Genomic DNA, 13,708 nt, shown 5'->3' on the forward strand with positions numbered 1-13,708 from the left:
GGACTTGCCGTACTACCCCATGACTCCCGAAGAAACCGTTGATTATAACATAAAGGTTGCCTGGCACGCCATTTCGCGGATGTATAACACGCAGGCTGCCAAGCACGACATTACCACCAGCATCGGCTTTGTGCTGCTGAACATTGATCAGGAAAACGGCACGCCCGCTACCAAGATAGCCCCGTTGCTGGGCCTGGAAACCCGTTCCCTGACGCGCATTCTACGCAGCATGGAGGAAAAGGGCCTCATCTACAAGCAGGCTGACACCCAGGACAAGCGCTCCGTGCGCATTTTCCTGACGGAGGAAGGCCTGCGGGGCAAGGAAATTTCCCGCCAAACCGTGCGTCACTTCAACCTGAAAGTCCGGGAGAAAATCCCGCAGAACGAGTTGAACGTGTTTTTCAAGGTAGTAGCCCAGATTACGGGCATGATTGAGAGCAAAACTCTTTACGAGGATTTCAAACCGAAACCGTTACGCTCCGAGTCGCCGGCTTAGCCGGGCGGCCCGGAGCACTTAGTTTGTCGCCGCCCAGCAACTCGTCGGGCGTGCGCGGTTTTAAAAATTCGGCATGACGAGTAGTTTGCCTGCTTGGCCGGCAACGTTCAACTGACACCTAATAACTTATCTCTCACCCACTCATTCACCCCACGAATGAATCGTACCATCAAAAAAGTAGCCGTACTGGGCTCCGGTGTGATGGGCTCGCGCATTGCGTGCCACTTCGCCAATATCGGCGTGCAGGTATTGCTGCTCGACATCGCGCCCAAGGAATTGCTACCCGCCGAAGAAGCCAAGGGCCTGAAGCTGGACAACCCCGCGGTGAAAAACCGCATTGTCAACAGCTCCTTGCAGGCGGCCATTGCCAGCAACCCCTCGCCGCTCTACCGCAAAACTGACGCCAGCCGCATCAAAACCGGCAACTTCGACGACAACCTCAAGGACATTGCCACCTGCGACTGGACAATTGAGGTAGTAGTAGAGCGCCTCGATATTAAAAAGAGCCTGTTTGAGCGCGTAGAGCAGTACCGCAAGCCCGGCACGCTCATTACCTCGAACACCTCGGGTATCCCGATCCATATGATGACGGAGGGCCGCTCCGACGACTTCAAGAAGTTTTTCTGCGGCACTCACTTCTTCAACCCGCCGCGCTACCTGAAGCTGCTCGAAATCATCCCGAGCCCGGACACGGACCAAGCGGTAGTGGATTTCCTGATGCACTACGGCGACCTGTACCTGGGTAAAACCACGGTGCTGGCCAAGGACACGCCCGCCTTCATTGCTAACCGCGTGGGCGTTTTCGCCATCATGGACGTGGTGCAGGTAATGAGCCAGCTGGGTCTGTCGGTGGAGGAAGTCGACAAGCTCACCGGCCCGGTTATCGGCCACGCCAAGTCGGCCACGTTCCGCACTTCCGACGTGGTCGGTCTGGATACGATGATCAACGTTGCTAACGGTCTGGCTCAAAACCTACCGAATGACGAAGCCAAAGCCGTGTTCCAATTGCCGGACTTCATCAAGAAGATGGCGGAAAACAAGTGGCTGGGCGACAAAACCGGCCAGGGTTTCTACAAGAAAGTAAAAGGCGAGGGCGGCAAGTCGGAAATCCAGGCGCTTGACCTCGCTACGTTGGAATACAAGCCCAGCGCCAAGGTGAAGTTTGCTACCCTGGAAACCACCAAGCCGATTGAAAAACTGGCCGACCGGTTCAAGGTGCTCGTAGCCGGCAAAGACAAAGCCGCCGACTTCTACCGCAAAACCTTCGCGGGCCTGTTTGCCTACGTGAGCAACCGGATTCCGGAAATCACCGACTCGCTCTACAAGATTGACGACGCCCTGCGCGCCGGCTTCGGCTGGGAAATGGGTCCGTTTGAAACCTGGGACGCGCTGGGCGTGCAGAAAGGCTTGGAACTGGCCCAGGCCGAAGGTAAGACAGTAGCGCCCTGGGTAGAGGAAATGCTGGCCGCTGGCAACGCTACCTTCTACAAGGTGAGCGAGCAGGGGGTGAAGCAGTTCTACGACATCGAGAGCAAAGCTTACAAGGCTATTCCGGGGGTAGAGAACTTCATCATCCTCGACAACCTGCGCGCTACCGGCAAAGTGCTGTGGAAAAACGCCGGGGCTTCGGTAGTGGACCTCGGCGACGGTATTCTGAACGTGGAGTTCCACAGCAAGATGAACGCGCTGGGGTCCGATGTCATTCAGGGCTTGCTGAAAGGCGTAGAGCTGGCGGAAAAGGACTTCCGCGGCCTGGTAGTTGGCAACGACGCACCGAACTTCTCGGCCGGGGCCAACCTGGGCCTGGTGTATATGTTCGCGCTGGACCAGGAGTACGACGAGCTGAACCTGATGATTGCCCAGTTCCAGCAGGCCATGATGCGCATGCGTTACAGCTCCATTCCGGTGGTGGGTGCCCCGCACGGCCTGGCTTTGGGCGGCGGCTGCGAGCTGAACCTGCACTGCGACCGGGTAGTAGCGGCTGCCGAAACCTACATGGGCCTCGTAGAATTCGGCGTCGGCTTGATTCCAGGCGGCGGCGGCACCAAGGAAATGACCTTGCGCACCGCGGCCAAGTACGAAGAAGGGGAGCCCGAGTACAACCTGCTCCGTAACACCTTCATGACCATCAGCACGGCCAAGGTGTCGACCTCGGCGGCCGAGGCCTTCGACCTGGGCTTTCTGCGCCGCGGCGACGAGGTAGTGGTAAACAGCAACCGCGTGATTGCGCAAGCCAAAGCCGCTGCTATTGAGCTAGCCGAGGATGGCTATACTCAGCCAGTGCAGAAAACCAACATCAAGGTGCAAGGCAAGGGCGCCCTCGGCATGTTCCTGACCGGCGTGCACGCCATGAAGGAAGGCCGCTATATCTCCGACCACGACGTAAAAATTGCCAACAAACTGGCCTACATCATGTGCGGCGGCGACCTGAGCAGCCCCACCGAAGTATCGGAGCAGTACCTGCTGGACCTGGAGCGCGAAGCTTTCCTCAGCCTCACCGGCGAGCGAAAAACACTGGAGCGTATCCAGAGCATTCTCACCACTGGCAAACCGCTTCGTAATTAGAACTGAGAATTGAGAGCTTAGAACTTAGAGTTGTTCTGTATGGTAAGTCGGCATCGGTTTCGGGATTTAAAAATCTGGCAGAAGGCGATGCTGATTACCAAGCTCACTTACCAATGCTGCGCCATGTTTCCGCCCGATGAACGGTTTGGGCTAACGTCGCAGATGCGTCGGGCAGCTGTTTCTATCCCTTCCAACATTGCTGAAGGAGCAGGACGCGGCTCGGCCAAGGATTTCAGTCAGTTTCTCTCAATTGCCACCGGTTCGGCTTACGAGTTAGAGACACAGTTTCTATTAGCTGCTGAGTTCGGCTACCTGGATGAAATTCGACTGCAAGCTGCGGTAAGTGAGTTAGTAGAACTACAAAAGATGCTCTACGGCTTTCAAAAAAGTCTTCAACCTGAGAACTAACCACCAGAGTCTAAGCTCTAAGTTCTCACCTCTAACTTCTAAAAACATGAACGCATATATCGTAGCTGGTTACCGCACGGCCGTGGGCAAAGCCACCCGCGGCGGTTTCCGCTTCACCCGCCCCGATGACCTCGCCGCCGACGTTATCAAGCACCTGGTAGCTTCCGTGCCTGCCCTCGACCCTTCGCGCATCGATGATGTGATGGTGGGCAACGCCGTGCCGGAAGCCGAGCAAGGCCTGCAAATGGGCCGCCTGATTTCGCTCCTGGCTCTGCCCATGAACGTCTCGGGCCTCATTGTGAACCGCTACTGCGGCTCCGGCGTGGAAACCATTGCCATGGCCGCCAGCAAAATCACGGCCGGCATGGCCGACTGCATCGTGGCCGGTGGCACCGAGAGCATGAGCATGGTGCCCACCGTAGGCTGGAAAACGGTGCCGAATTATAAACTGGCCCAGCAGCACCCCGATTACTACCTCGGCATGGGCCTCACGGCCGAAGCCGTAGCGCAGGATTACAAAGTGTCGCGCGAGGACCAGGACCAGTTTGCCTACAACTCCCACCAGAAGGCCATCAAGGCCATTCAGGCCGGCAAGTTCAAGGAGCAGATTGTGCCCATCACGGTAGAGGAAACCTACCTCGACCAGGCCACCGGCAAAAAGAAAACCCGCTCCTACGTAGTGGACACCGACGAAGGTCCCCGTGCGGATACCTCCTTGGAAGCCCTAGCCAAGCTGCGTCCGGTATTCGCTGCCAATGGCTCCGTAACGGCTGGTAACTCCTCGCAGACCTCCGACGGTGCGGCTTTCGTGCTGGTGATGTCGGAGCGCATGGTGAAGGAGCTGAACCTGGAGCCCATTGCCCGCATGATTACCTACGCCACCGAGGGCATCGACCCGCGCATCATGGGTATGGGCCCGATCAAGGCCATTCCGAAGGCTCTGAAGCAGGCCGGCATGAAGCTCGACGACATTGACCTGATTGAGCTAAACGAGGCCTTCGCCTCCCAGTCCATTGCCATTACCCGCGAGCTGAACATCGACGAGAGCAAACTGAACGTGAACGGCGGCGCCATTGCCCTCGGTCACCCGCTGGGCTGCTCCGGCGCTAAGCTCAGCATTCAGCTGTTCCATGAGTTGCGCGAGCGGGGTAAGAAGTACGGCATGGTAACCGCCTGCGTAGGCGGCGGCCAAGGCGTAGCCGGCATCTACGAGCTACTGAAATAATGTAACGCGCAGTTTCACTTCGAGACCACAAGAACGATTACAACCTCCGTAGCCGCGAAGTGAAACTGCGCGTTGCATGCCGAAAGAAAACCCCGTAGCAGTCGGGGTTTTCTTTCGGCTAAGTACTCGGCAAGCATACCAAATTTTCTTATCTTTCCGTACGACAAACCACTGGGCTGCTTTGGCTCATAATACTCGGCTTGCCGAGTAGTTTGTCTTCGTTTTCGACTTTAAATCTCCCACATCAATACCTCATCCTAGCCATGGAAGTAACCAACAAGCTTGTGAAAGGCGGCGAGTTCATTATCAAGGAAACCGCTGCGCAGGACGTATTCACCCCCGCCGATTTTTCGGAGGAGCAGAACATGATGCACCAGACGGCCCTGGACTTCGTGGAAAAGGAAGTGCAGCCTTTGCTGGAGCGCCTCGATAACCACGAAGAAGGCCTCATGCGCGGCCTGATGGAAAAAGCCGGCGAGCTGGGCCTGTTCGGGGTGAGCATTCCGGAGCAGTACGGCGGGCTGGACATGGACTTTACTACCTCCCTGCGCGTGACGGAAGGCGTGGGCGGCGGCCACTCGTTCCCGGTGGCCTTCGCGGCCCATACGGGCATTGCCATGCTACCTATTCTGTACTTCGGTAACGAGGATCAGAAGGCTAAGTATCTGCCCGGCCTGACTAGCGGGGAGCTGATGGGTGCCTACTGCCTCACCGAGCCCGGCTCCGGTTCCGATGCGCTGGGGGCCAAAACCAAAGCCATGCCTACTGAGGACGGCGAGCATTACGTGCTCAACGGCCAGAAAATGTGGATTACGAACGGTGGTTTTGCCGACGTATTCATTGTGTTTGCGCAGGTAGACGGCGACAAGTTTACGGGCTTCATTGTAGAGCGCAACACGCCCGGCTTGAGCCTCGGCAACGAGGAGCACAAGATGGGCATCAAAGGCTCCTCGACCCGTCAGGTGTTCCTCTCGGATGTGAAAGTGCCGAAGTCGGCCGTGCTGGGCGAGATTGGCAAGGGCCACCTCATTGCTTTCAACATCCTGAACATTGGCCGCATTAAGCTGGCGGCGGCTTGCTTGGGCGCTACCAAAATGGCGGCCACGCTGAGCGTGAAATATGCCAACGAGCGGGTACAGTTCAAGCTGCCCATCAGCAAGTTCGGCGCTATTAAGTACAAGCTGGCCCAGCAGGCCGTGCGCATCTACGCCGTCGAGTCGGCTATTTACCGCGCCGGCATGGACATTGCCCGCATGGAGCAGGAGCTGCTGGCCAAAGGCCAGAGCCACAACGAGGCCCTGCTGGGTGCCGCCCGCGAATTTGCCGTGGAGTGCGCCATTCTGAAGGTAGAAGGCTCCGAGGTGCTGGACTACGTAGTGGACGAAGGCGTGCAGGTGTACGGCGGCTACGGCTTCTCGGCCGACTACCCCATGGACCGCGCCTACCGTGACTCGCGCATCAACCGCATCTTCGAGGGCACCAACGAAATCAACCGCATGCTGGCCGTGGACATGATCCTGAAAAAGGCCATGAAAGGCGAGCTGGATTTGATGGGCCCGGCCCAAGCGGTTCAGCAAGAGTTGATGGCCATTCCGGACTTTAACCTGGAAGAAGAAACCGGCCTGTTTGCCGCCGAGAAAAAGACCATCCAGAAGCTGAAGAAGGCCATCCTGATGGTAGCGGGCACGGCCGTGCAGAAGTACATGAACTCCCTGGCCAAAGAGCAGGAGGTACTGATGAACATTGCCGATATGGCCATCAAGGTGTACACCGCTGAAAGCACGCTGCTGCGCGTGGAGAAAGAAGCGGGCGTGAAAGGCGAGGAGGCGTTGGCCACTCAAATTGACATTGCCCGCGTGTACCTCTACGACACGGTGGACCTGGTAAACAAGTTCGGTAAGGATGCCATTGCCTCCATGACGGAAGGCGACGAGCAGCGCCTGCTGGCCATGGGCCTGAAGCGCTTCACCAAAGCCGACCTCTACAACGCCAAAGACGCCCGCCGCCGCATCGCCGACGTGCTGATTGCCGCCAACGAGTACGTATACTAAACCACTGCTTTATCGGGTACACGGAAGGGGTAGGGCTGCTGGCAGGCGGCTCTCTGGCCCAGGTTCCCGGTGCGTAAAAAGCCACTCCCAATTTTGGGGGTGGCTTTTTTGTTGGCCAGTTCACTTCACCTGCCAGACAACTCGGTGTTGGGAATGGATTGCCCTGACGCAACGCGGGGCTTATCCCAACCGTTGCATGATGCACTACCCACCGTTAACCTCCCACTTCTTATGAGCAACGCCAACGAGCAAGTAAAAGGCAAGGACTTTTACGAGAGTGTGCTGCGTTTTTATGACCATGCAGCCAGTTTCTCGAAACTGGACCCCGGTATCATTGCCCAGATTCGGGTGTGCAACAGCATCTACAAGGTGAACTTCCCGGTGGAGGTAGATGGGCGCGTGCAGGTATTCGAAGGCATTCGGGTGCAGCACAGCCACCATAAGCTGCCCAGCAAGGGTGGCATCCGCTACAGCGTGTACGTAGATGAGGAAGAGGTAATGGCCTTGGCTACCCTGATGACCTTCAAGTGCGCTCTGGTTGATGTGCCGTTTGGTGGGGCAAAGGGGGGCGTGAAAATCAATCCGCGGACTACCCCGGTGCACATCCTGGAACGCGTCACGCGCCGTTACGCCAGTGAGCTAATCAAGAAAAACCTGATTGGCCCCGGCATGGATGTACCCGCTCCCGACTACGGCACGGGTAGCCGCGAAATGGCCTGGATTGCCGATACCTATATGACCTTTAAATACGGCGACACCAACGCCCTAGGCTGCGTAACGGGCAAGCCGGTGGGCCAGGGTGGCATTCGGGGCCGGACGGAAGCAACGGGCCTGGGTGTGTTCTACGGGCTGCGCGAACTGCTGCTAGACGAGCCCATGCTTAAGAAAATAGGGCTGAGTAGCGGCATTGCTGGCAAGCGCATCATTGTGCAGGGCCTAGGCAACGTGGGGTTTTACGCCGCCCACTTCTGCCAGGAGGCTGGGGCCTTGATTACAGGTATTGCCGAGCGGGAAGGAGGTATTTTTAGCGCCAATGGGCTGGACGTAGCAGCCGTGTTCAAACACCGGGAGGCTACGGGCTCTATCCTGGGCTTCGCGGGCGCGGAAGACGTAGAAAATTCGCTGGACTTGCTGGAGCGGGAGTGCGACGTGCTGCTGCCGGCGGCCCTAGAAAACCAGATACACGAGGGCAACGCAGCCAACATCAAAGCTAAAATTATTGCCGAGGGCGCAAACGGTCCTACCACCCAGAGCGCCGAGAAGATCCTGCTGGAGCGCGGCGTCGTGATTCTGCCTGACCTTTACCTCAATGCCGGCGGCGTAACCGTGTCGTACTTCGAATGGCTGAAAAACCTTTCTAACGTGCGCTTCGGCCGGATGGGGAAGCGCGCTGAGGAAGGAGCCATGCGCCGCCTGGTAGCCACCATTGAACGCACCACAGGTAAAACTATTACCCCTGAGGAGCGCCAGCTCATTGTGCACGGAGCCGACGAAATTGACTTGGTGCGGTCCGGCCTGGAGGACACCATGATTACCGCCTACCAGAACATCCGCAAAGTGATGGACGAGGTGCCCGGCATTGCGGACTTACGCACGGCGGCCTTCTACAGCGCCATCGAGAAGATTGGAGTTAGCTACCAGTCGCTGGGCATCTTCCCGTAACCGTCGGTCAGTGCCAAGCGGTGTGAACCGTGAATTAGAAGGCCGTCATGCAGAGCGCAGCGAAGCATCTTGCGGGCTGAGGCTGCCATACTATTCAAAAGTTAGCCCAAGCGAGATGCTTCGCTGCACTCTGCATGACGGGCTATTTTGACTCAAAATTTTCTGCTATCCACACAGCCTAAGTAAGCCAAACAGGCCGCTTCCAGTATTGGAAGCGGCCTGTTTAGTGATGAAGCCACCGGGTTTTTACCGTGGAGGTAACGCCTACTTGATGGCAATTTTATTTAGCATCAAAGACGCGGATTTTTTGCTGGGCCGGCTGACGCCAATAATTGTTTTGCCGTCTAGCCAAGTCGTAAAATCCTTCACGTACGACGGGTTTTGGTCGGCCGCCACGTTGAGTCCGAGGCCTTTGGGCTCCTGTACGGCGCCCGTTTGCGCGTTCACGCGGCGCAAGTACAGGTCGGATTTGTTTTTGATTTTTTCCCAGGTCACGACCTGAATATCAGGCCCGAACACAGTGGCCCGGTAACCGATGCTGCTGAAGCCTTCGGCCGCGGGTGCTACCTGGTCTTTGGCGATGATGCGGCGCCAGGAAGGCGTTTGGAACTCGTTGTAGCCGAACAGGTGCAGCTCCCGGGTGTGGCCGGGCGAGTCGTCGCCGCCTTCCTCGTACTTCTTTTCGCCCACCACTACCAGCTGCTTTTCGTTGGTGAGCAGCAGGTCCGTGAGGTAGATGTCTTCCAGGCGCTTGGCTGTTGTGCCCGTGGCTTTGTTAGCTTCTGTCAGGTATTCGGGACCAAATTTCACCTCGGGGGCAAATTTCATGTCGCCCTCGCCCGAGAAGTCAAACTTCACCACTTTCAGGCTATGATACAAGCCACTTTCCCGCTCGTTGCAAATGGCGGCGGCGTACAGAGTATTGTCGGGCTGCAGGGAAAACCGCGAGTCGAAAACGTTGACTTCCTTGCCCCCGAACGTGCCGCCTACCGACACTGACATTACCTTGACTTCCGGCGAATCGTTGCGGTAGCGGCGGACGGTTAGCTTCTTCATTCCGTCACTGACAAGGGTCACGAACTGGGAACCATCGTTGCCGACCTCCACGGTAGTGGAAAAGAAGCCGCCCTGGTCATGGAAGTCATAAGTGCGGTCCTTGAGTTTCAGCAGCTTCTCATCGTAGACGGTTGCGCTAATGGCCCGGATTTGTTCGTTGCGGGTGAGGTAGCGCCACACCACTAGCTTGGTGCCATCGGGGGAGAAGGCCACGCCCGGGCGCCGGTCGCGCGGGCCGGCTTCAATCAGCTTTTTAACCGGGCTTTTCTGGCCGTTGCTTAGGTCCAGGCTGTAGGCCGAGAGCTGCTGGGCCGCGCCGGTGGCGTGCGTCACTACCAAGGCTTGCCCATTGCTGCGCGCGAATCCATCTATTGCTTCGCCGGCGGCCAGGGGCAGGGACGTGCTCCAGAGACGCTTCAGGTCCGCGTCGTAGCGTTCCACGGCGTACTCTGTGGCTGATTTATGCGCCAGTATCACGAAGCCACCCGAGGGTAGGGCCAGGGTTTTGCGGGTCACGCGCTGGTTGTATCGGTCGTCAGCGCGTTCCGGCACGTAGCTAAAGGGCGCTGATTTCACCCGTTGTCCCACCGCCGGGGTCAGATTCGTTAGCAGGCTAGCCAGTGAAAACCCAGCTGCGAGTACAAAGGAAAAACGCACGGAAAAGGGGATTAGGTAAGCGAAAACGCGAAAAGTGAGAATTATATCTTCCAAAGATATCCAACTTCGGCGGCACTCTCCCACATGTTGTAGCAGCTGAGCCTGGCCTCGTTCAATTCTGGAATATTCATGTAGGCTTAATCCAGGGGGGTAGTAAAAAGCCAGGGGAATAGTTGATCTTTGCACCTGATAACGGAAAAGCCCAGTAGGGGTAACCGAAAATCGTGGTGGAAACGGTGAGTCAAAAGTTGTGTAATTCTCGCTGTTTCTGCCACTAGATCAGTTGCTTAACTTGCAAGTTGTTTTTTCTTTCGCTACTCAAATCTTTTAACCCAGGCTAGTCTGGCTCGAAGTTTGTAAGTCCTCGGGCCGCTCTAAATCGGCAATACGCTATGAAATCTTTACTTCGTTTTTCTCTCATGATTTCCCTTGTCATCCTCGGCAAACTAAGCCAGCAGTCAACCGCTCCGGTTGCCGCCAAGGCAGTGCGCAGCAGCTGGCAGGTTCCCGTCCAGAATGCTTCCTTGTCGGAGGGGCAGAATTTGGTCAAGCGACAGATTCAGGGAGGTGGCTCTCGCTTTTGGCAGACCACAGCTCCCACAACGACTGCCAACACTCTTGAATAGTTCAGCTACCGGTAAGCGACTTTTTTAGAAGTCGCTTTTTTTGTGCCCGTTCCGTTAAAAAGCCGGGCCGCCTGATGAAGTACTACTTCATCAGGCGGCCCGGCTTTTCTTTGTTCTTAGGTTGCTGCTGCGCTCTACTTAGCTAATCCGGCTCCAGTTAACGGCCGTGGCGGGCAAGCTTTCTATATGGCGGCGGATGGCTAGGTTTTCCGGCTTGTTCAGGCCAGGATCCTCGTTAATGAGCTGCTGAGCCGCCGCCCGGCTTTCGGTCAAGATGCGCCCGTCCTTGGCCAGATCGGCAATCAGCAAGTCCAGCACGCCGCTTTGCTGGGTGCCCATCAGGTCGCCGGGGCCGCGCAGCTTCAAGTCGATGTCGGCAATTTCAAAACCGTTGTTGGTCCGTACCATCGTCTCAATGCGGGTGCGCGAATCCTTGCTGAGCTTGTAGCCGCTCATCAGAATGCAGTAGCTCTGGTCGGCGCCGCGGCCCACCCGGCCTCGTAGCTGGTGCAGTTGGGAAAGGCCGAACCGCTCGGTGCTCTCAATCACCATTACGGAGGCGTTGGGCACGTTCACGCCTACCTCAATTACGGTAGTAGCCACCATAATCTGGGTTTCGTTTTTCACGAAGCGCTGCATTTCGGCATCCTTTTCGGCGGCACTCATGCGCCCGTGCACAATGCTGATCTGGAACTCCGGGAAGGCGCGCGCTACACTCTCGTACCCGTCCATCAGGTCCTTGTAGTCGGCCATGGTTTCGCTTTCCTCAATCAGCGGATACACGATGTACACCTGGCGGCCCAGCTTGATCTGGTCGCGCAGGAAACCAAACACCTTCAGCCGGTTGGAGTCGAAGCGGTGCACCGTGACAATGGGCTTGCGGCCGGCTGGCAACTCGTCAATCACCGACACGTCCAGGTCGCCGTACAGGGTCATGGCTAGGGTGCGGGGAATGGGCGTGGCCGTCATCACCAGCACGTGCGGAATTACGTGGGGATTTTTCTGCCAGAGCTTGGAGCGCTGCGCTACCCCGAAGCGGTGCTGCTCGTCCATCACCGTCAGGCCCAGGTTCCGGAACTGGACCACGTCTTCCAGCAGGGCGTGGGTGCCCACCAGCATGTGCATCTCGCCGGAGCGGAGCTGCTCGTGCAGCACCCGGCGCTCGGCGGTGCGGGTGCTGCCCGTAAGCTTCCCAATTTTCAGTCCCAGCATGTCGGCAAAGTGCTTTAGCCCCACGTAGTGCTGGTCGGCCAGAATTTCGGTAGGCGCCATCAGGCAGCTTTGCGCGCCGTTGTCGGCGGCCATGAGCATGCTGATAAAGGCCACAATGGTTTTGCCCGAGCCCACGTCGCCCTGCAGCAGGCGGTTCATCTGCTGGCCCGAACAAAAATCCTTGTAGATGTCGTGGATAACCCGCTTTTGGGCGCCCGTCAGGTCGAAGGGCATTACGTTTTTGTAGAAGTGGACCAGGGTCGGCACCTCTTTAAAAATCTGCCCGGCCAGCGTGACTTTGCGCTGATCCTTCTGGCGCAGCAGCTTCAGCTGTACGTAAAATAGCTCCTCAAACTTGAGCCGAAACCGGGCCGTCTGGAGCAGCTCGGTGCTTTGCGGGAAGTGAATCTGCTGGAGCGCCATGGCCTTGTCCATCAGCCCGTATTGCTGAATCAGGTCCGGCGACAAGGTTTCGTGGACCTGGGGTAGGGCAAGCTTAAGCAGATCGGCCACCATGCGCGCAATGGCCTTGCTATCAACGCGGTGGTAGTTCTTGAGCTTTTCGGTGGTGTTGTAGACCGGCTGCAGGTAGCTCTGGCCCGCTTTGGCTTCCGTAACTTCCTCCAGCTCAGGATGGGCCATCTGGGGGCGGCCGTTGAACATGGTCGGCTTGCCAAAGACAATGTACTCCTGATGATTCTTGACAATCTTCTCCAGGTAGTTCACGCCCTTGAACCACACCAGCTCCAGCTCGCCGCTGGCGTCGGCCAATTTGGCTACCATGCGCTTTTTTGGCCCTTCGCCTACTACCTCCCGGCCGCGCAGAATACCTTTTACCTGCACGTAAGGCAGGTCATCGTGCAGGTCGCAGATGTTGTAGAACTGGGTGCGGTCGAGGTAACGGAAGGGGTAGCGCTGAATCAGGTCGCCGTAGGTAAACAAGCCCAGCTCTTTCTGCAGAAGCTGAGCCCGCTGCAGCCCCACGCCGCGCAGAAATTCAATCTTAGTCTGAAAAAAGTTGCTCATTCTAATCAGCTGTTAGCTGCTGGCCGTTAGCTGTTAGCTTTTATTGATGCCTGTGGCTGTAAACGCTGTCAGAACAAAGCTAACCGCCAGCAGCTATACGCTAGTGGCTTATTGAGTGAATTGCAGCGTGTTCAGCATGCGCACAATGTCTTGCTTGACGTACTCGATTACCGGCGCCAGGGAGTCGTTGGCGGTAGCAGTCCGGAAGTAGAGGGCGCCCCGGAAAAAGTGCTTGGTGCTGTCGGTGGTATAAAACTGAAACTGGCTGGGTACCTCGCCCTGCAGCTCAAACACGGATACGCGCATGCCGTGGGGCGTTTTGAGCACGTTCTCGTCGATGGCCGTGGCCTTAATCTCGTGCTTGCTGGTAAGCTTGCGGGCATCTTCCAGCAGCTTGCTGTAGAGTTGGGGTTTGCCCGTGAGGCTAGCGTAAGTTACCTGCACGTTGGCTTGCAACGAGGGGTAGTACACGTTGATCCAGTGTGGCTGAGCCAGGTAGGAGGAGTCGCGCAATATCTTGGCGTAGCGCGAGTACTCGAACCGGTACGGGTGGCCGGGCCCCAGCTGCTGGTAGGCATGCGGGGGCAGGTCGATGCGGTTGTAGCCTTTCGGCTTGGGCGTGAAATCAGGGGTAGAGGTGCAGCCGGCAGCCAGGGCCAGCAAAGCGAGAACTGCACCCCCGGCACGCAGCATTGGATAAACGGCCATGCGAAGCAAAAGCAAA

Annotated in this window: 10 protein-coding genes; 7 read left to right on the plus strand and 3 right to left on the minus strand. The window is 57.3% G+C overall.

All coding sequences use genetic code 11. The features are described from left to right. Positions 1-19 precede the first annotated feature (19 nt). The 6 genes from IEW18_RS11660 (at position 20) to IEW18_RS11685 (ending at position 8,407) form a co-directional block, all read left to right on the plus strand. The gene (locus IEW18_RS11660; RefSeq protein ID WP_188558023.1) at positions 20-496 is read left to right on the plus strand and encodes a MarR family winged helix-turn-helix transcriptional regulator; all 477 of its coding nucleotides are present in this window, start codon (positions 20-22) and stop codon (positions 494-496) included. A 156-nt stretch (positions 497-652) separates the two neighbouring features. Beyond that, on the plus strand, positions 653-3,061 hold the full coding sequence (locus IEW18_RS11665; RefSeq protein ID WP_188558024.1) for a 3-hydroxyacyl-CoA dehydrogenase/enoyl-CoA hydratase family protein: 2,409 nt from the start codon (positions 653-655) through the stop codon (positions 3,059-3,061). 39 nt (positions 3,062-3,100) lie between these two features. Continuing rightward, a complete protein-coding gene (locus IEW18_RS11670) occupies positions 3,101-3,469 on the plus strand; it encodes a four helix bundle protein (protein WP_188558025.1) in 369 nt (122 codons plus the stop codon). A gap of 46 nt (positions 3,470-3,515) precedes the next feature. Then, on the plus strand, positions 3,516-4,694 hold the full coding sequence (locus IEW18_RS11675) for an acetyl-CoA C-acyltransferase (RefSeq protein ID WP_188558026.1): 1,179 nt from the start codon (positions 3,516-3,518) through the stop codon (positions 4,692-4,694). Between the two features lie 263 nt (positions 4,695-4,957). Beyond that, positions 4,958-6,745, plus strand: coding sequence for an acyl-CoA dehydrogenase FadE (locus IEW18_RS11680; RefSeq protein WP_188558027.1), 1,788 nt, complete (start codon positions 4,958-4,960; stop codon positions 6,743-6,745). 231 nt (positions 6,746-6,976) lie between these two features. Beyond that, positions 6,977-8,407, plus strand: coding sequence for a Glu/Leu/Phe/Val family dehydrogenase (locus IEW18_RS11685; RefSeq protein WP_188558028.1), 1,431 nt, complete (start codon positions 6,977-6,979; stop codon positions 8,405-8,407). Between the two features lie 264 nt (positions 8,408-8,671). Here the strand turns inward: IEW18_RS11685 and IEW18_RS11690 are convergent, their stop codons facing one another. Then, on the minus strand, positions 8,672-10,120 hold the full coding sequence (locus tag IEW18_RS11690) for a hypothetical protein (protein WP_188558029.1): 1,449 nt from the start codon (positions 10,118-10,120) through the stop codon (positions 8,672-8,674). Positions 10,121-10,539: 419 nt separating this feature from the next. On the opposite strand from IEW18_RS11690, the gene IEW18_RS11695 reads away from it, so the two are divergent. Then, on the plus strand, positions 10,540-10,746 hold the full coding sequence (locus IEW18_RS11695; protein WP_188558030.1) for a hypothetical protein: 207 nt from the start codon (positions 10,540-10,542) through the stop codon (positions 10,744-10,746). Between the two features lie 138 nt (positions 10,747-10,884). On the opposite strand, the gene recG is transcribed toward IEW18_RS11695, so the two are convergent. Both recG and gldD read right to left on the minus strand, forming a co-directional pair. After that, positions 10,885-12,984, minus strand: a complete 2,100-nt coding sequence (gene recG / locus IEW18_RS11700; RefSeq protein WP_188558031.1) for an ATP-dependent DNA helicase RecG — start codon at positions 12,982-12,984, stop codon at positions 10,885-10,887. 108 nt (positions 12,985-13,092) lie between these two features. After that, a complete protein-coding gene (gene gldD, locus IEW18_RS11705; RefSeq protein ID WP_444542865.1) occupies positions 13,093-13,677 on the minus strand; it encodes a gliding motility lipoprotein GldD in 585 nt (194 codons plus the stop codon). Between the last annotated feature and the right edge of the window lie 31 nt (positions 13,678-13,708).

Origin of the sequence: Hymenobacter glacieicola (assembly GCF_014640315.1) — a bacterium.
In the GTDB taxonomy this organism is placed as follows: Bacteria; Bacteroidota; Bacteroidia; order Cytophagales; family Hymenobacteraceae; genus Hymenobacter; species Hymenobacter glacieicola.

Bases quoted from the DNA above. Each gene is read 5' to 3' on its own strand.
- IEW18_RS11680 (WP_188558027.1), top strand. From the start codon at position 4,958: ATGGAAGTAACCAACAAGCTTGTGAAAGGCGGCGAGTTCATTATCAAG.
- gldD (WP_444542865.1), bottom strand. From the start codon at position 13,677: ATGCTGCGTGCCGGGGGTGCAGTTCTCGCTTTGCTGGCCCTGGCTGCC.
- IEW18_RS11685 (WP_188558028.1), top strand. From the start codon at position 6,977: ATGAGCAACGCCAACGAGCAAGTAAAAGGCAAGGACTTTTACGAGAGT.
- IEW18_RS11665 (WP_188558024.1), top strand. From the start codon at position 653: ATGAATCGTACCATCAAAAAAGTAGCCGTACTGGGCTCCGGTGTGATG.
- recG (WP_188558031.1), bottom strand. From the start codon at position 12,984: ATGAGCAACTTTTTTCAGACTAAGATTGAATTTCTGCGCGGCGTGGGG.
- IEW18_RS11670 (WP_188558025.1), top strand. From the start codon at position 3,101: ATGGTAAGTCGGCATCGGTTTCGGGATTTAAAAATCTGGCAGAAGGCG.
- IEW18_RS11675 (WP_188558026.1), top strand. From the start codon at position 3,516: ATGAACGCATATATCGTAGCTGGTTACCGCACGGCCGTGGGCAAAGCC.
- IEW18_RS11660 (WP_188558023.1), top strand. From the start codon at position 20: ATGACTCCCGAAGAAACCGTTGATTATAACATAAAGGTTGCCTGGCAC.
- IEW18_RS11695 (WP_188558030.1), top strand. From the start codon at position 10,540: ATGATTTCCCTTGTCATCCTCGGCAAACTAAGCCAGCAGTCAACCGCT.